Source organism: Streptomyces afghaniensis (assembly GCF_044327915.1).
Taxonomy (GTDB): domain Bacteria; phylum Actinomycetota; class Actinomycetes; order Streptomycetales; family Streptomycetaceae; genus Streptomyces; species Streptomyces afghaniensis.
Genome location: NZ_JBIRGJ010000012.1, coordinates 1 through 17,539, shown reverse-complemented (window position 1 = coordinate 17,539; position 17,539 = coordinate 1). Strand labels below are relative to the sequence as shown.

At 70.3% G+C, this 17,539-nt stretch carries 13 protein-coding genes; 8 read left to right on the top strand and 5 right to left on the bottom strand.

Translation table 11 applies throughout. The features are described 5' to 3' along the window. Positions 1-16: 16 nt before the first annotated feature. The 3 genes from ACH4G3_RS38435 to ACH4G3_RS38420 form a co-directional block, all read right to left on the bottom strand. The gene (locus ACH4G3_RS38435) at positions 17-1,870 is read right to left on the bottom strand and encodes an ABC transporter substrate-binding protein (protein WP_397629058.1); all 1,854 of its coding nucleotides are present in this window, start codon (positions 1,868-1,870) and stop codon (positions 17-19) included. Positions 1,871-2,176: 306 nt separating this feature from the next. Next, on the bottom strand, positions 2,177-5,938 hold the full coding sequence (locus ACH4G3_RS38430) for an SCO5717 family growth-regulating ATPase (RefSeq protein ID WP_449657613.1): 3,762 nt from the start codon (positions 5,936-5,938) through the stop codon (positions 2,177-2,179). A 436-nt stretch (positions 5,939-6,374) separates the two neighbouring features. After that, a complete protein-coding gene (locus tag ACH4G3_RS38420; RefSeq protein ID WP_354745255.1) occupies positions 6,375-6,677 on the bottom strand; it encodes a DUF397 domain-containing protein in 303 nt (100 codons plus the stop codon). Between the two features lie 297 nt (positions 6,678-6,974). Between ACH4G3_RS38420 and rpsO the strand changes: the two genes are divergently transcribed. From rpsO to ACH4G3_RS38395, 5 genes are all read left to right on the top strand, one after another. Continuing rightward, positions 6,975-7,262, top strand: a complete 288-nt coding sequence (rpsO, locus tag ACH4G3_RS38415; RefSeq protein WP_010042739.1) for a 30S ribosomal protein S15 — start codon at positions 6,975-6,977, stop codon at positions 7,260-7,262. A gap of 305 nt (positions 7,263-7,567) precedes the next feature. Beyond that, positions 7,568-9,784, top strand: coding sequence for a polyribonucleotide nucleotidyltransferase (locus ACH4G3_RS38410; protein ID WP_397628833.1), 2,217 nt, complete (start codon positions 7,568-7,570; stop codon positions 9,782-9,784). Continuing rightward, positions 9,781-11,160, top strand: coding sequence for a M16 family metallopeptidase (locus tag ACH4G3_RS38405; RefSeq protein WP_397628832.1), 1,380 nt, complete (start codon positions 9,781-9,783; stop codon positions 11,158-11,160). The genes ACH4G3_RS38410 and ACH4G3_RS38405 overlap by 4 nt, the downstream gene beginning before the upstream one ends. A 28-nt stretch (positions 11,161-11,188) precedes the next feature. After that, positions 11,189-11,941: a 4-hydroxy-tetrahydrodipicolinate reductase gene (dapB, locus tag ACH4G3_RS38400; protein ID WP_397628831.1), complete on the top strand. Its 753-nt coding sequence runs from the start codon at positions 11,189-11,191 to the stop codon at positions 11,939-11,941. Between the two features lie 13 nt (positions 11,942-11,954). Continuing rightward, positions 11,955-12,410: a tetratricopeptide repeat protein gene (locus ACH4G3_RS38395; RefSeq protein ID WP_354745246.1), complete on the top strand. Its 456-nt coding sequence runs from the start codon at positions 11,955-11,957 to the stop codon at positions 12,408-12,410. An 82-nt stretch (positions 12,411-12,492) separates the two neighbouring features. Here the strand turns inward: ACH4G3_RS38395 and ACH4G3_RS38390 are convergent, their stop codons facing one another. Both ACH4G3_RS38390 and ACH4G3_RS38385 read right to left on the bottom strand, forming a co-directional pair. Continuing rightward, the gene (locus ACH4G3_RS38390) at positions 12,493-13,047 is read right to left on the bottom strand and encodes a hypothetical protein (RefSeq protein WP_397628830.1); all 555 of its coding nucleotides are present in this window, start codon (positions 13,045-13,047) and stop codon (positions 12,493-12,495) included. Between the two features lie 111 nt (positions 13,048-13,158). Further along, positions 13,159-13,401: a hypothetical protein gene (locus tag ACH4G3_RS38385; protein WP_397628829.1), complete on the bottom strand. Its 243-nt coding sequence runs from the start codon at positions 13,399-13,401 to the stop codon at positions 13,159-13,161. Positions 13,402-13,577: 176 nt separating this feature from the next. On the opposite strand from ACH4G3_RS38385, the gene thyX reads away from it, so the two are divergent. From thyX to ACH4G3_RS38370, 3 genes are all read left to right on the top strand, one after another. Then, positions 13,578-14,318: an FAD-dependent thymidylate synthase gene (gene thyX / locus ACH4G3_RS38380; RefSeq protein WP_086563219.1), complete on the top strand. Its 741-nt coding sequence runs from the start codon at positions 13,578-13,580 to the stop codon at positions 14,316-14,318. 211 nt (positions 14,319-14,529) lie between these two features. Further along, the gene (gene dapA, locus ACH4G3_RS38375) at positions 14,530-15,429 is read left to right on the top strand and encodes a 4-hydroxy-tetrahydrodipicolinate synthase (RefSeq protein ID WP_397628828.1); all 900 of its coding nucleotides are present in this window, start codon (positions 14,530-14,532) and stop codon (positions 15,427-15,429) included. Positions 15,430-15,582: 153 nt separating this feature from the next. After that, positions 15,583-17,268: a ribonuclease J gene (locus ACH4G3_RS38370; protein WP_397628827.1), complete on the top strand. Its 1,686-nt coding sequence runs from the start codon at positions 15,583-15,585 to the stop codon at positions 17,266-17,268. Positions 17,269-17,539 lie beyond the last annotated feature (271 nt).

The window sequence follows — 17,539 nt, the reverse complement described above, 5'->3', positions numbered from 1 at the left end:
TGTCCGTTCGCCCGCTCTACTCGCGGTCCTCGGCGGTGGAGCGCCGCCGCATCGCCGCGAAGACGCCGAGCCCGGCGAGGACCACGACACCTCCGACGATCCCGGCCACGACCCCCGTCGACGACGCGTTGTCCGACGAGCCGCTCGACTCCGCCGGGACCGCCGACCACCAGCTCCAGTAGCCGTCCTGGCCGTAGATGTTCCCCGCCTTCGCCGGCATGGTCGTGATGGACTTGATCTGGTCCGTCCGGTAGGCCTCGACCGCGTTCGGATACGCCATGACGTTCATGTACCCGAGGTCGTACAGCCGCGATTCCATCTGCTTGACGATGTCCGCCCGTTTGGCGGGGTCGTACTCGGCGAGCTGCCGGGCGTAGAGCTCGTCGTACTTCTTGTCGCAGATGAAGTTGTCGGTCGCGCCCGTCTCCTCCGGGGTCGCCGGGAGCGCGCCGCAGGTGTGGATCGACAGCACGAAGTCCGGATCCGGGTTGACCGACCAGCCGTCGAAGGCCAGGTCGTACTTGCCGGCGAGCCAGGGGTCGCTCACGTTGTCCAGGCAGTTGAGCTGCACGCCGATGCCGAGCTTGCCCCACCACTCCTGGAGGTACTTGCCGACCGCCTTGTCGTTCGGGTCGGTGGCGTGGCACAGGACGCGGTAGGTGATGGGCTTGCCGTCCTTGCCGACGCGCTTGCCGTCGCCGTTCTTCTTGTAACCCGCCCGGTCGAGCATCCGGGCCGCCTCGGCCGGGTCGTACGTCAGCTTCTGGCCGGCGGACGGCTTCCAGAAGTACTGCGAGAACCGCGGCGGGATGTAGCCCTCGCCCTCGACGGCGTGCCCCTGGAACACCTTGTCGATGACGGCCTTGCGGTCGACGGCCTTGAACAGCGCGTTGCGCACCCGCTGGTCCAGCAGGGACGGGTGGCCGTCGCCGAACTTCTTGCCGTTCTTCGCCTTCGCGCCCGGGTTGGTGGCGAGCGCGTAGAAACGGCGGCCGGGGGCGTCGTTGACCTCGATGTTCTCCGCGCCCTCCAGGGACGCCGCCTGCGCGGGCGTCAGGGACGGCGAACCGGCGACGAACGACACCTCGCCCTTGCGCAGCGCCGACACCGCCGCGTCCTGGTCCTTGTAGTACCGGAAGACCAGCTCGTCGAACTTCGGCGCCCCGCGCCAGAAGCTCTCGTTGGCCTTGAGCCGGACGTAGCTGTCGGCCTTGTACCCGGTCAGCACGAACGGCCCGCTGCCCACCACCGGGAAGCTCTTGTCGTTGTTGAACTCGGAGAAGTCCGAGACCTTCTCCCACACGTGCTTCGGCACGATCGGCACATCGAGCGCGGTCATCGTGGCCTGCGGCTTCTTCAGCTCGATGACCAGCTTGGTCGGGCTGGGCGCCGTCACCTTCCGGAAGTTGCCGACGTAGCTGCCGTTCGCCGTGGCCGCGCCGGAGTCGGTCATCATCTTGTTGAACGTCCACGCCGCGTCCTCGGCGGTGGCCTGCTTGCCGTCCGACCACTTGGAGTTCGAGCGGATCGTGTACGTCCAGGTCAGCTTGTCCGGCGACGGCTCCCACTTGGTGGCCAGGCCCGGGATGGCGTGGTTGTCCTTGGGGTCGTAGTTCGTCAGGTACTCGTACATGAGCCGGTGGATGCTCGTACTGAGCAGCCGGACCGCCAGGAACGGGCTGAGCGAGTCCACGCTCTGCGCCACCGCGACGGTCAGCACCTTCTTGCCGTCGTCGGCCGCCCGGGCCTGCCGGGGCGCCGGGTCGAGCGGGGTCGCGAGACCGGCGGTGAGGGTGAGCGCGGCCGCACCGGCCGCGGCGACGAGCCTGAGGCCGCGCGGGAGGCTGCGTGTCTGATCTTTCGTGCCCATGGTCGGACCTCGCGTCATCGCTCGGACGGTAAGGACGGGTTGATCAGCTGTCAGTGGATGCTGAGTGTGTATCAGCGGCCGTCTCCACCCGTCAACGGCGCATTCACCCCTTGTGGCCTGCGGAAATAACGAATTGGCGAGCTTTTCACGGCCATTGGTCGAGACCACTGACGCGCCCCTGGCCAGGGCCTGGCAATGGATTTCGCCCATGACGGCCCCGGAACGCACGGCGGCCCGCGCCGAGTCGGAACGGCGCGGGCCGGAAAGGGGATCGGCCCCTCGAAAGGGGCCGATCGGGTGAGGCGATTACTGCGTCGGGGGCGGGGGCGGCGTCTGACCCTGCCCATCGGGCTGCCCGGGGTGGCCGGGCTGCCCCGGCTGCGGGTAGCCGTAGCCCGGCTGCGGAGGGGCGGCCGGGGGCTGCCCGGGCTGGGGCTGCTGGGGGTACGGCTGCCCGTGCTGGCCCGGCTGCCCCGGCTGCGGGTACGGCGGCTGGCCCGCCGCCTGCGGATACGGCTGCTGGCCCGGCTGGGGGTAGGGCTGGCCGGGCTGGGGGTACGGCTGCCCCGGCTGCTGCGGGTACGGGCCCGGCTGTCCCGGCTGCTGCTGTCCGGGGTAGGGCGGCTGGCCGGGGACGTGCTGGCCCGGGACCTGCTGGCCGGGCAGCGGCGGGGCGGCCACCGGTGGCGGGTTGCCGTCGGAGGTCCACAGGCCGTGCGCCTGCTGGTGGCGGGTGAAGTCCTCGGCGACCATCGCCGCGAGGTTGAAGTACGCCTCCCGTACCTTGGGCCGCATCATGTCGAGGTCGACCTCGGCACCGGCGGCGAGATGCTCGTCGAACGGCACGACGATGACGCCCCGGCAGCGCGTCTCGAAGTGCGACACGATGTCCTCGACCTTGATCATCTTGCCGGTCTCGCGCACACCCGAGATGACGGTGATGGACCGGGAGACGAGGTCGGCGTACCCGTGCGCCGACAGCCAGTCCAGCGTCGTACTCGCACTGCTCGCACCGTCCACCGACGGCGTCGAGATGATGATGAGCTGGTCGGCGAGGTCCAGCACCCCGCGCATGGCGCTGTAGAGCAGACCGGTACCGGAGTCCGTGAGGATCACCGGGTACTGCTTGCCCAGCACGTCGATCGCGCGCCGGTAGTCCTCGTCGTTGAATGTCGTGGACACGGCCGGGTCGACGTCGTTGGCGATGATCTCAAGACCGGACGGCGCCTGGGACGTGAACCGCCGGATGTCCATGTACGAGTTGAGGTACGGGATCGCCTGGACGAGGTCACGGATGGTGGCCCCGGTCTCGCGCCGCACGCGACGCCCGAGGGTTCCCGCGTCCGGGTTGGCGTCGATCGCGAGGATCTTGTCCTGCCGCTCGGTGGCGAGCGTGGAGCCGAGCGCGGTGGTCGTGGTCGTCTTGCCGACACCGCCCTTGAGGCTGATCACGGCGATCCGGTAGCAGGAGAGCACGGGCGTGCGGATCAGCTCCAGCTTCCGCTGCCGCTCGGCCTCCTCCTTCTTCCCACCGATCTTGAACCGCCCGCCACCGGCCACCGGACGGCTGCTCTTCGCCTTCTGCTTCTTGCTGTTGAGCAGCCGGTCGGACGACAGCTCCACGGCAGCGGTGTAACCGAGCGGCGCGGCACCCGGGTTGGTCGGCTGCCGCTGGTCGTGCTGCATGGGCTGCGGCCAGGCGGCCCCGGTCCGCGGATCCACGGGCTGCGACTGCGGAGGCTGCCCGTGCCCTTCGGGCTGCGGCTGGGCCTGCGGGGGGACGCCGGGGTGGGGCTGCTGGGGGGCCGGGGGCTGGGCGGGGGCGCCCGGGTGGGGGAAGCCGTAGGCGCCTTGGGGGTTGGGCCCGGGCTGCGGGAATCCGTAACCGCCCTGCGGGTTGGGCGCGGGCGCGGGGGTGGGCTGCTGGGCCGGCGGCTGCTGTGCGGCCGGGGGCTGGGTGGGGGCGCCGGGGTGCGGGAATCCGTAGCCGTCCTGCGCGTTGGGCGCGGGCGTGGGCGGGGTGTTGGGCTGCTGGGCCTGAGGCTGCTGTGCGGCCGGGGGCTGGGCGGGGGTGCTGGGGTGGGGGAAGCCGTAGGCGCCTTGGGCGTTGGGCCCGGGCTGCGGGAATCCGTAGCCGTCCTGCGCGTTGGGCGCGGGGGTGGGCGGGGTGTTGGGCTGCTGGGCCTGCGGCTGCTGTGCGGCCGGGGGCTGGGCAGGGATGCCGGGGTGGGGGAAGCCGTAGCCGCCCTGGGCGTTCGGTGCGGCCGGGGCCGGAGCTCCCGGCTGCGGGAAGCCGTAGGCGCCGGGCTGAGGTGCGGGCTGGGCGGGCGGCTGGGTCGGCGGTGCGGCCGGCGGGTTCCAGGCGGCGGGCGCGGGCTGCGGCGCCTGGGGCTGGAACGGCGGCTGCCCCTGCGCGGGAGCGTTCGGGTCCGTGGGCTGTGCCTGTGCCTGCGGCTGCGGCTGGTGCTGCGGCTGAGCGGGCCACTGGCCGGCCGGTGCCGGGGCGGCCGGCTGATACGACGGCGGCAGCGGCGGCATGGCCTGCGGGGCCGGGGGAGTCCAGGCGGGCTGGGCGTCGGACGCACCCGGCGCGGCGGCATCCTGCGGAACGCTGTCCTCGGGAGCGGCGTCGGCGGGTACGGCGTCGGCAGGCTCGGAGCCCACGGGCGGGGCGTCGTCGGGCTGTGCGTCGGCCGGCTCGGGAGCAGCCGGGACCTCGTCCGCAGCCACTGCGTCGGCCGGCTCCTCGTCGGCAGGCACCGCATCCGCAGGCACCGCGGCTGCGGGCACCGCATCCGCAGGCACGGAGTCCTCCGGCTCGGCATCCCGGGGCAAGGCCTCGTCCGTCGCCCCCTCCGCAGAGGCTTCCTCCGTCGCCGCGTCCTCGGGGACCTGGACCTCGGGAGCTTCCTCCTCCGGTGCGGTCACCGCACCTTCGACGTCCCCGCTGTCGGCGTCGTCGGAAGCAGGACCGTCCGCGACGGACACGTCAGCCGTATCCACCGCGACCGCCGTCTCGGAGGAGACGTCCTCGTCCCCCTCCTCGTGCTCGTCGGCGTCGGCGGGAGCGTCCTCGACGTCACCACCGGACTCCTCACCCGGCTCGGACCCGTCGCTCGGGCCGGAAGCGGCCGTGCGTTCCTCGTCCTCGTCGGACGACTCCAGTCGCGCCTCGACCTCGGCGGCACGCTCCTCGATCTCCCGCTTCAGGGCGACGGCGGAGAACCGCATCGTGGCACCGCTCTCCAGGTCACCGCTCTCCGGCTCCGCGTCCTCGGGCTCGGGAGCAGCCGAAGCCTCGGGAGCAGCCGGAGCCTCCGCCGGAAGGGCCGGAGCCCACTGAGCCTGATACCCGCCGACGGGGATGTTCGGCACGGCGGTAGGAGAGGCCGGATCCGCCGCAGACGCCTCGGTCCGCCCCTGAGCCTGCGGTCCCGGCGACTGTGGCGCCGGCGACTGCGTCCCCTGCGGCTCGAACCCCACCGGAAGCCGGGGGACGGCAGTCGGCCCTCCGGCAGACGGCCCGCCGGCGGCAGGCGCGGGCGGGGTGAACGGCGTACCCGGTGCGGGCGCGGGAGGAGCAGGAGGCGTGAACGGAGCGCCCGGAGCAGGCGGCGGCGCGGGCGGCGTGAAAGGCGCCCCCGGAGCCGGAGAGGGAGCCGGTGCCGGAGCCGAGCCGGCGGGCTGCCCGTGCCCCTGTCCCTGCCCGTGCCCCTGCCCCTGCCTCGGAATGGACGACACCCCACCGGAAGGATTGGCGTGCGGCGGCGGAGTGAGCCCCGGCAGCGGCGGAACCGGCCCGCTCGGCCCACCGGAACCCCCACGCGCCCCGGAACCCCCCGGCGCCCCGGAACCCCCCGGCGCCCCGGAAGCGCCGGCGTCCTCGGACGCCCCCGCCCCCGCCCCCTGCCCCGAGCTGGAACCCCCCGAGGCGTTCTGCGTGTACCAGGCCGGCGGCGCGTAGTCGATGGTGAACTCGCCCGTCACCTCTGCCGCTGACTCCGCGTCGGGCTGGTCATCGCCGGGTGTCGCCCAGCCCCCGCGGTTCCCGTCCCGATCGCTGCTCACAGTGTTCCTCCTGGTTGGTCGAGCACCCTCATGCCGTGCTGGGGCGACCCTTGCTTGTCGTCCGACGTCGTACGAAGTCGTTCTGAGGCGTGATGAGGGGTCGTCCGAGGTCGTCCGAATCCAGGCTCCCCCGCTCTCCCCCTGGGACGCCCACGCCTACTCACGGGTTCTGACGTCGCGCCCCGTCCCAGCCTAATCACCACAAGCCCCACCTCGGCAGGCCCGTCCACCCCCGAGCACCTGTCCGCCGCGTCACAACCTGCCCAGAAGCTGCCCAGAAGTGACGTACACAGCACACACTTTGGTGAACAATCAGGGCGATTAAGGTGGAGAACCGCGAACCACCTTCCCCCGCCGCACACGAAGAAGCGCGACGAGGGACGGCCGGCCACCGGCCCGCCACGCCCCTCGTCGCGCTCCGCGGAAGCCGCCGCGCCTACTGCCCGGCCTCGGCCTGCAAGCCCCCGTTGTGCGGCCGCGGCTCCAGATCGAACTCCCCGTCCCGCGCTCCCAGCACGAACGCCCGCCACTCCGCCTCGGTGTAGCGCAGCACCGTGTCCGGGTCGAGCGAGGACCGCATCGCCACCGCCCCCTCGGGCAGGTACGCGATCTCGACCCGCTCCTCGTGCTCCTCGGTGCCCGGCGCGCAGTGCCACTCGACACCGGAGATGTCGAGGGCGTAGAGCTCGTCCCGCTCCCGCTCCTTGCGTGCCTTGATCTCCTCAGCCGTCTCCGCCATGCCGCAGCGACCCCTTCCCGACGTACCGGTTGCGAACGTCCGGATGCCGTACGAACGATCCGAACCTGCTCACCCTAGTGGCGCCGGCCGCCCCGTCCGGCGGGTTCGGGGACCAGCGCAAAGACGCCCCTGACCGCCTGGTACCCTGGTCGACGGCCGTTTGTGTACGCACCCCCGGAGCGAGCTCTCGCCCTGGAGGCCGCGCCCAGCGGATCCCCGCCTTCCGAGTCACGGAAGCTCCCCCGAGAAGCAGACCGGGGGCACTCGGTGGCCAATCACAGACTATGAGGAGTACGCGTGTCGCTCGACGCCGCTACGAAGAAGCAGATCATGTCCGAGTTCGGTACCAAGGAGGGCGACACCGGCTCCCCCGAGGTCCAGGTCGCTCTGCTGTCGCGTCGGATCTCCGACCTGACCGAGCACCTCAAGACCCACAAGCACGACCACCACTCCCGCCGTGGCCTGCTGATCCTGGTCGGTCAGCGCCGCCGGCTGCTGCAGTACCTGGCGAAGAAGGACATCCAGCGCTTCCGTGCGCTGGTCGACCGCCTCGGCATCCGCCGCGGTGCGGCGGGCGCCAAGTAAGACGCCGTGAAGGGAGCGGTTCCCGGCAGGAAAGGGGACCGCTCCCTTTGCTGTACGTGCGGAGTGTCACCACTGCTTTGTAGTGTGGTAGCACAACGCAATACGGACGACACAGCACGACAAGAAGAAGAGGGGAAGCGCGCCTAGCCGCCGCCGGTCCTCGGTAGTGGCCCCCGGGGGGAAGTGAGCCCCGGGTGCTTCGATCGAAGACCGGCCCGCACCGCACGGAGCGCTTCTCCGCCACCGTCCCCCTGCCACACGGGCAGCGAGGGACGAAAGACGACAAAGTAACGGAGAAAACGCTAGTGGAGAACGAGACCCACTACGCCGAGGCCGTCATCGACAACGGCACCTTCGGCACCCGCACCATCCGCTTCGAGACGGGCCGCCTGGCCAAGCAGGCCGCCGGCTCCGCCGTGGCGTACCTGGACGACGACACGATGGTGCTGTCGGCCACCACCGCCTCCAAGAACCCCAAGGACCAGCTCGACTTCTTCCCGCTCACGGTGGACGTCGAGGAGCGGATGTACGCCGCCGGCAAGATCCCCGGCAGCTTCTTCCGCCGTGAGGGCCGCCCCTCCGAGGACGCGATCCTCACCTGCCGCCTGATCGACCGCCCCCTGCGCCCGTCCTTCAAGAAGGGCCTGCGCAACGAGATCCAGGTCGTCGCCACGATCATGGCGCTCAACCCCGACCACCTGTACGACGTCGTGGCGATCAACGCCGCCTCCGCGTCCACGCAGCTGGCCGGCCTGCCCTTCTCCGGCCCGATCGGCGGCGTCCGCGTCGCGCTGATCCGCGGTCAGTGGGTGGCCTTCCCGACGCACACCGAGCTCGAGGACGCCGTCTTCGACATGGTCGTCGCGGGCCGCGTCCTGGAGGACGGCGACGTCGCGATCATGATGGTCGAGGCCGAGGCCACCGAGAAGACCATCAAGCTGGTCGAGGGCGGCGCCGAGGCGCCGACCGAGGAGGTCGTCGCGGCCGGTCTGGACGCCTCGAAGCCCTTCATCAAGGTCCTCTGCAAGGCCCAGTCGGACCTCGCCTCCAAGGCCGCCAAGCCGACCGGCGAGTTCCCGATCTTCCTGGACTACCAGGACGACGTCCTGGAGGCGCTGACCGCCGCCGTCAAGCCGGAGCTCGCCTCCGCGCTGACCATCGCCGGCAAGCAGGAGCGCGAGTCCGAGCTGGACCGCGTCAAGGCGCTCGCCGCCGAGAAGCTCCTGCCGGAGTTCGAGGGCCGCGAGAAGGAGATCTCCGCCGCGTACCGCTCGCTCACCAAGCAGCTGGTCCGCGAGCGCGTGATCAAGGAGAAGAAGCGCATCGACGGCCGCGGTGTCACCGACATCCGCACCCTGGCCGCCGAGGTCGAGGCGATCCCGCGGGTCCACGGCTCCGCCGTGTTCGAGCGTGGCGAGACCCAGATCCTGGGCGTCACCACCCTGAACATGCTCCGCATGGAGCAGCAGCTGGACACCCTCTCCCCGGTGACCCGCAAGCGCTACATGCACAACTACAACTTCCCGCCGTACTCCACCGGCGAGACCGGCCGCGTCGGCTCCCCGAAGCGCCGCGAGATCGGCCACGGCGCCCTCGCCGAGCGCGCCCTCGTGCCGGTCCTGCCGACGCGCGAGGAGTTCCCCTACGCGATCCGCCAGGTCTCCGAGGCGCTCAGCTCGAACGGCTCGACGTCCATGGGCTCGGTCTGCGCCTCCACCATGTCGCTGCTGAACGCCGGTGTGCCGCTGAAGGCCCCCGTCGCCGGTATCGCCATGGGCCTGATCTCCCAGGAGATCGAGGGCGAGACGCACTACGTCACCCTCACCGACATCCTCGGTGCGGAGGACGCCTTCGGCGACATGGACTTCAAGGTCGCCGGCACGAAGGAGTTCGTGACCGCCCTCCAGCTCGACACCAAGCTGGACGGCATCCCGGCCTCCGTCCTGGCCGCGGCCCTCAAGCAGGCCCGTGACGCCCGCCTCCACATCCTCGACGTGATGATGGAAGCGATCGACACGCCGGACGAGATGTCCCCGAACGCACCGCGGATCATCACCGTGAAGATCCCGGTCGACAAGATCGGTGAGGTCATCGGCCCCAAGGGCAAGATGATCAACCAGATCCAGGAGGACACCGGCGCCGAGATCACCATCGAGGACGACGGCACGATCTACATCGGTGCCGCCGACGGCCCCGCCGCCGAGGCCGCCCGCGCCACGATCAACGGCATCGCCAACCCGACGATGCCCGAGGTCGGCGAGCGCTACCTCGGTACGGTCGTCAAGACGACCACCTTCGGTGCGTTCGTCTCCCTGCTGCCCGGCAAGGACGGTCTGCTGCACATCTCGCAGATCCGCAAGCTCGCCGGCGGCAAGCGCGTGGAGAACGTCGAGGACGTCCTCGGTGTGGGCCAGAAGGTCCAGGTCGAGATCGCCGAGATCGACTCCCGTGGCAAGCTCTCCCTGATCCCGGTCATCGAGGGCGAAGAGAACGATGAGACGAAGGACGACACCGACAAGTGACGTCGAGTAGCTCCAAGGCGACGGCCCGCACCTCCTCCGAGGCGCGGGCCGTCGCCCGTACCCAAACGCTCATCAAGGGCGAGAACGGCATCGGCACGGTCCGCAAGACCACCCTCCCGGGCGGCCTGCGCATCGTCACCGAGACCCTTCCCTCGGTCCGCTCCGCGACCTTCGGCATCTGGGCGCACGTCGGCTCCCGCGACGAGACCCCGGCCCTGAATGGCGCCACGCACTACCTGGAGCACCTGCTCTTCAAGGGCACGAGCCGCAGGTCCGCCATGGACATCTCCTCCGCGATCGACGCGGTCGGCGGCGAGATGAACGCCTTCACGGCGAAGGAGTACACGTGCTACTACGCGCGCGTGCTCGACACCGACCTGCCGCTGGCCATCGACGTCGTCAGTGACATGCTGACCGGCTCGCTCATCCTCGAAGAGGACGTCGACGTCGAGCGCGGCGCCATCCTCGAAGAGATCGCCATGACCGAGGACGACCCGGGCGACTGCGTGCACGACCTGTTCGCGCACACGATGTTCGGCGACAACCCCCTCGGCCGCCCGGTCCTCGGCACGGTCACCACGGTCAACTCCCTCACCGCCGACCGCATCCGCCGCTTCTACAAGAAGCACTACGACCCGACCCACCTCGTGGTCGCGTGCGCCGGCAACATCGACCACGCCAAGGTCGTACGGCAGGTCCGCGCCGCCTTCGAGAAGGCCGGTGCCTTCAAGGAACCCGCCGCCGAGCCCGTCGCCCCGCGCAGCGGCCGGCGCGCCCTGCGCACCGCCGGCCGGGTCGAGCTGATCGACCGCAAGACCGAGCAGGCCCATGTCGTGCTCGGCATGCCGGGCCTGTCCCGGACGGACGAGCGGCGCTGGGCCCTGGGCGTGCTGAACACCGCCCTCGGCGGCGGCATGTCGTCCCGCCTCTTCCAGGAGGTCCGCGAGAAGCGCGGTCTGGCCTACAGCGTGTACTCGTACACCTCGGGCTTCGCCGACTGCGGCCTGTTCGGCGTGTACGCGGGGTGCAGGCCGTCGCAGGTGCACGACGTGCTGAAGATCTGCCGCGACGAACTCGACCACGTCGCCGAGCACGGCCTCTCGGACGACGAGATCGGGCGCGCGATCGGCCAGCTCCAGGGGTCCACGGTCCTCGGCCTGGAGGACACCGGCGCGCTGATGAACCGCATCGGCAAGAGCGAGCTGTGCTGGGGCGAGCAGATGTCCGTCGACGACATGCTGTCGCGGATAGCCTCGGTCACCCCGGACGACGTCCGCTCGGTCGCCCGCGAGATCCTGGGACGGCGGCCCTCCCTGTCGGTCATCGGCCCGCTGAAGGACAAACAGGCGGCCCGCCTGCACGACGCCGTCGCCTGACAACCCCCTGGTGAAGGAAGCACAAGAGATGAGCAAGCTGCGCGTGGCGGTCCTCGGCGCCAAGGGCCGGATCGGTTCGGAAGCGGTCCGAGCCGTCGAAGCCGCCGAGGACATGGAACTGGTCGCCGCGCTGAGCCGTGGCGACAAGCTGGAGAAGCTGGCCGAGACCGGCGCCCAGGTCGCGGTCGAACTGACCACGCCCGACTCGGTCATGGCCAACCTCGACTACTGCGTGAGCCACGGCATCCACGCGGTCGTCGGCACCACCGGCTGGACCGACGAGCGCCTCGCGCAGCTCAAGGGCTGGCTGGAGCAGTCCCCGGAGACGGGCGTGCTCATCGCGCCGAACTTCTCCATCGGGGCCGTCCTGACGATGAAGTTCGCGCAGATCGCCGCCCCGTACTTCGAGTCCGTCGAGGTCGTCGAGCTGCACCACCCGAACAAGGTGGACGCCCCCTCCGGCACCGCCACGCGCACCGCCCAGCTCATCGCCGAGGCCCGCCGCAACGCCGGCTCCGCCCCGGCCCCGGACGCCACGGCCACCGCCCTGGACGGTGCCCGCGGCGCCGACGTCGACGGAGTGCCGGTCCACGCCGTCCGGCTGCGCGGCCTGCTCGCCCACCAGGAGGTCCTGCTCGGTGGCGAGGGCGAGACCCTGACGGTCCGGCACGACTCGCTGCACCACAGCAGCTTCATGCCGGGCATCCTGCTCGGCGCCCGCCGTGTGGGGAGTGCCCCGGGCCTGACCTTCGGCCTGGAACACTTCCTGGACCTGAGCTGAGTCCCTGACCGTCATGCGCGCGAAGCTCACCTACGCCCTCACGGCCGCCGTCCTGGTCGTCTACTTCGTCCTGGTCGGCAGCCGCGGCGTCCTGCTCATCGAGACCGGCACGCCCCTCACCGTCACCTTCGGTGTCGCGGTGCTGGTCCTGCCGGCCATCGGCCTGTGGTTCCTGTGGAAGAACACCCAGTTCGTCCGCAGGGCCAACGCCCTCGCCGCCGAACTCGACGCCGAGGGCGCCCTGCCCGTCGACGAACTGAGGCGCACGCCCAGCGGGCGGATCGACCGGGACTCGGCCGACGAGGTCTTCGCCAAGCGCAAGGCCGAGACGGAGGCCGCCCCCGACGACTGGCGCACCTGGTTCCGCCTCGCCGTCGCCTACCACGACGCCCGCGACACCCCGCGCGCCCGCAAGGCCATGCAACGCGCGATCGCCCTGCACGACGGCAAGCAGCCCGAGACGGCCTGAACCGCACCCACTCACCCCGGAGGGGCCGGACCGCGAACGGTCCGGCCCCTCCGGCACGAAAATCCGGGCTCACCCGGAAACGTCAGCGCGGACCGTACTCGTCCGCCCACGCCTCCACCGAGTCCGCCGCCCGGTCGAAGGCCTCCACCCGGCCCAGGAAGTCCGCGTTGTGCGTGGTCAGCAGCGCCGGCCCACCGTCGGGCGACTGCCCCCGCCGGACGAGCAGCAGCGCCTGCCCCTGCACCGTCCGGGGCAGCCCCAGCCAGCGCACCGGCTGCTGCACCGTGCGTACGGCGGCGACCTGCTCCCAGGACGCCGTACGCGTCGTGAGGAAGCCCACGTGCCGCAGCCCGCGCGCGCTCACCCACACGCCCACGCGCAGCAGCCGCAGTGCTCCGGCGATGACGAGCAGTGCGAGCCCGAAGACCACACCGGCCGAGGTGGGTTCGGCCGTCGCCGCGATGATGACCGCCGCGAACAGCACGAACGAGGCGAGCAGCAGAGCCAGCGCGGCCGCCCCCACCCGCCAGGGCCCGGGCCGGTACGGCCGCCGCCAGCGGTCACGGTCGTCGTACGGCAGCGGAATGTCGTCCGTCGCCTCGAAAACGCGGTCGGCCGTCAGGAAGGGCAGGGGCACGGCTGGTCCTCACTCGATCCATGCGTGGGCTGTGCCCGGTGAGGCTACCGATCTGTGTCCCCGGTCACCAATGGCGGGGGCCGGATGGAGTCACCGCCGGACTGCGGCGGTTCAGTTCTTCTGCGACGCCTGCGACTGCTGGGGCTGGGAGCCCGGCTGGTCGCCCGTCGACAGCGCGGGCGTCCCGATGACCAGGGAACCCACGAGCCCTGCCACGATGGTCAGACCGAGCAGCCAGCGCCCGGCCATCTGGCCGACGGACAGCCGCTCGCGCGGTGGGGGAGTGACATTACTGCGGAACCTGTCGGCCTCGGCAACGAAGGCAAACGGTACGGGTTCACGCCGACCGAACATCAGGGGTGCTTCTCCTTCGGGGATGGAACGAATCACTCTCGTCCGTATAGACGAACGAACTCCCTCAGTGGTGCCCTGTTTCACCGACTTCATTGCGGCACGCCACCGATCGCGCTGATTTCGCCGGGCCGTAGAGTGGCGTCGCCACACGACGAGATGGGAAGGCCCTGCCAACCGTGACCGACACCCCCGCCGACGACCCCAAGCCCAGCTACCGCAGCGATGTGACCGTCGAGCTGGTCAAGCACACCGCGTCCGACGCGGACGTCCTGTTCGCCGCCCGCGTCTCGACCATCGGCGAGCAGTCCCTGGACGAGCTGAACAAGGACCCCGAGCGTTCCAAGGGCCTGATCAACTACCTGATGCGGGACCGGCACGGCAGCCCCTTCGAGCACAACTCGATGACCTTCTTCATCAGCGCCCCGATCTTCGTCTTCCGCGAGTTCATGCGGCACCGCGTCGGCTGGTCGTACAACGAGGAGAGCGGCCGTTACCGGGAGCTCCAGCCGGTCTTCTACGTCCCCGACGAGTCCCGCAAGCTCGTCCAGGAGGGCCGCCCCGGCAAGTACGTCTTCGTCGAGGGCACCCAGGCCCAGCAGGAGCTGGTCGGCCGTGTGATGGAGGACTCCTACCGGCAGGCGTACGAGGCCTACCAGGAGATGCTCGCCGCCGGCGTCGCCCGCGAGGTCGCCCGCGCGGTCCTCCCGGTCGGCCTGTACTCCTCGATGTACGCCACCTGCAACGCCCGCTCGCTGATGCACTTCCTCGGCCTGCGCACCCAGCACGAGCTGGCCAAGGTCCCGTCCTTCCCGCAGCGCGAGATCGAGATGGTCGGGGAGAAGATGGAGGCCGAGTGGGCCCGGCTCATGCCGCTCACCTACGCGGCCTTCAACGCGAACGGACGCGTGGCGCCCTGACGCGCCCCGGTTCCCCGGTCAGGCACAGATGTACGGTTCAGCCGCACGAAGTGTCCGTATTGCGGCATTTCGAGAAGTTCATCTAGCCTGATCAAACGGGTCCGGCACTGCTTGAACCCCCGAGCAGGCAGTGCCGGGCTCCACCTTTGTCCCGACTTGTCGCCTCCCCCTAGGGCAGACCCGGTCCTGAGCAACGAGTAGCGTGTAACCCATGGCTCCGACCTCGACTCCGCAGACCCCCTTCGGGCGGGTCCTCACCGCCATGGTCACGCCCTTCAAGGCGGACGGCGCACTCGACCTCGACGGCGCGCAGCGGCTCGCCACCCACCTGGTGGACGCAGGCAACGACGGCCTGGTCATCAGCGGCACCACGGGCGAGTCGCCGACCACCAGTGATGCGGAGAAAAGGGATCTCGTACGGGCGGTCCTGGAGGCCGTCGGCGACCGCGCCCACGTCGTGGCCGGGGTCGGCACCAACGACACCCACCACAGCATCGAACTCGCCCGAGCGGCGGAGCGCACCGGCGCACACGGCCTGCTCCTCGTGACCCCGTACTACAACAAGCCCCCGCAAGAGGGCCTCTACCGGCACTTCACGGCCGTCGCCGACGCCACCGAGCTGCCGGTCATGCTCTACGACATCCCCGGCCGCAGCGGCGTCCCGATCAACACGGAGACGCTCGTCCGCCTCGCCGAGCACCCCCGGATCGTCGCCAACAAGGACGCCAAGGGCGACCTGGGCCGGGCGAGCTGGGCCATCGCCCGCTCCGGCCTCGCCTGGTACTCCGGCGACGACATGCTGAACCTGCCCCTGCTCTCCGTGGGCGCGGTCGGCTTCGTCTCGGTCGTCGGCCACGTGGTCACCCCCGAGCTGCGCGCCCTGGTCGACGCGTACACCTCGGGCGACGTCCAGAAGGCCACCGAGATCCACCAGAAGCTGCTCTCGGTCTACACGGGCATGTTCCGCACCCAGGGTGTGATGACGACCAAGGCGGCGCTCGCCTTGAAGGGTCTGCCCAGCGGACCCCTGCGCGCCCCCATGGTCGAATGCGCGCCCGAAGAGATCGAGCAACTCAAGATCGATCTTGCCGCCGGCGGGGTACAGCTCTGACACCAGACTTCGCGCGGACCCCGCGCACCTGCTTCACAACTGAATAAGCGGGCCACCGGTGCCCGCACCACCCATACGACAACTGCTTCTGCACGAACGTCACGCGCGCCACGTGCCCTACCGGTACGTGGCGCGCGTGGTGAGGAGAGTCTTTTGAGTCATCCGCATCCAGAACTCAGCCCGCCCCCGCCGCTCCCCGAAGGCGGCCTGCGGGTCACCCCGCTCGGCGGCCTCGGCGAAATCGGCCGGAACATGACGGTCTTCGAGTACGGCGGCCGCCTGCTGATCGTCGACTGCGGAGTGCTCTTCCCCGAGGAGGAGCAGCCCGGAATCGACCTGATCCTGCCGGACTTCTCGTCCATCAGGGACCGCCTCGACGACATCGAGGGCATCGTCCTCACGCACGGCCACGAGGACCACATCGGCGGCGTCCCCTACCTCCTGCGGGAGAAGCCGGACATCCCGCTGATCGGCTCCAAGCTGACCCTCGCCCTCATCGAGGCCAAGCTCCAGGAGCACCGCATCCGCCCGTACACCCTCGAGGTGGCGGAAGGGCACCGCGAGCGCATCGGCCCCTTCGACTGCGAGTTCGTCGCGGTCAACCACTCCATCCCGGACGCGCTGGCCGTCGCCATCCGCACCCCCGCGGGCATGGTGGTCCACACCGGCGACTTCAAGATGGACCAGCTCCCGCTGGACAGCCGCCTCACGGACCTCCACGCATTCGCACGTCTGAGCGAGGAGGGCATCGACCTCCTGCTCTCGGACTCGACGAACGCAGAGGTGCCGGGCTTCGTCCCGCCCGAGCGGGAGATCTCCAACGTCCTGCGGCAGGTCTTCGCCGGCGCCCGCAAGCGCATCATCGTCGCGAGCTTCGCCAGCCACGTCCACCGCATCCAGCAGATCCTGGACGCGGCGCACGAGTACGGCCGCCGCGTCGCCTTCGTCGGACGCTCCATGGTCCGCAACATGGGCATCGCACGGGACCTGGGCTACCTGAAGGTCCCCCCGGGCCTGGTGGTGGACGTCAAGACGCTCGACGACCTCCCGGACAGCGAGGTGGTCCTCGTCTGCACCGGCTCCCAGGGCGAACCCATGGCGGCGCTCTCCAGGATGGCCAACAGGGACCACCAGATCCGCATCGTCCAGGGCGACACGGTGATCCTGGCGTCGTCCCTGATCCCCGGCAACGAGAACGCGGTCTACCGCGTGATCAACGGCCTCACCCGCTGGGGCGCCAACGTGGTCCACAAGGGCAACGCCAAGGTCCACGTCTCCGGCCACGCCTCCGCGGGCGAGCTGCTGTACTTCTACAACATCTGCCGCCCCAAGAACCTGATGCCGGTGCACGGCGAATGGCGCCACCTGCGCGCCAACGCCGAACTGGGCGCCCTGACCGGCGTCCCGCACGACCGCATCGTCATCGCCGAGGACGGCGTCGCCGTCGACCTCGTCGAGGGCAAGGCCAAGATCTCGGGCAAGGTCCAGGCGGGTTACGTCTACGTCGACGGCCTCTCGGTCGGCGACGTGGGAGAGCCGGCGCTCAAGGACCGCAAGATCCTCGGCGACGAGGGCATCATCTCGGTCTTCGTGGTCATGGACTCGTCCACCGGGAAGATCACCGGCGGCCCGCACATCCAGGCCCGCGGCTCGGGCATCGAGGACTCCGCCTTCGGCGATGTGATTCCCCGGATCACCGAGGTACTCGAACGCTCCGCGCAGGACGGCGTGGTCGAACCCCACCAGCTGCAGCAGCTCATTCGCCGCACGCTGGGCAAGTGGGTCTCGGACACGTACCGGCGCCGGCCGATGATCCTGCCTGTGGTGGTGGAGGTCTGACGGTCCGTCGGGCCTGAGCAGGCGCCAACTGGGAGCGGGGCTCCTCGATTTGCATCGAGGAGCCCCGCTCCAGTAGGTTTACAACTCCTTCCGAAGGGGCACCCGGCCGACTCAGGCACGGGGACCATGCCCGGCCGAGGAAGGGAAATCCGACTCAGAAACTTCTGATAAAGTCGGAACCGCCGGAAAGGGAAACGCGGAAGCGGGAACCTGGAAAGCACCGAGGAAATCGGGTCGAGAAAAGATCTGATAGAGTCGGAAACGCAAGACC

Coding starts and splice junctions, on each gene's coding strand:
- ACH4G3_RS38395 (WP_354745246.1), top strand. CDS start 11,955: ATGCGCGCGAAGCTCACCTACGCCCTCACGGCCGCCGTCCTGGTCGTC.
- dapA (WP_397628828.1), top strand. CDS start 14,530: ATGGCTCCGACCTCGACTCCGCAGACCCCCTTCGGGCGGGTCCTCACC.
- dapB (WP_397628831.1), top strand. CDS start 11,189: ATGAGCAAGCTGCGCGTGGCGGTCCTCGGCGCCAAGGGCCGGATCGGT.
- ACH4G3_RS38385 (WP_397628829.1), bottom strand. CDS start 13,401: ATGTTCGGTCGGCGTGAACCCGTACCGTTTGCCTTCGTTGCCGAGGCC.
- ACH4G3_RS38435 (WP_397629058.1), bottom strand. CDS start 1,870: ATGGGCACGAAAGATCAGACACGCAGCCTCCCGCGCGGCCTCAGGCTC.
- ACH4G3_RS38420 (WP_354745255.1), bottom strand. CDS start 6,677: ATGGCGGAGACGGCTGAGGAGATCAAGGCACGCAAGGAGCGGGAGCGG.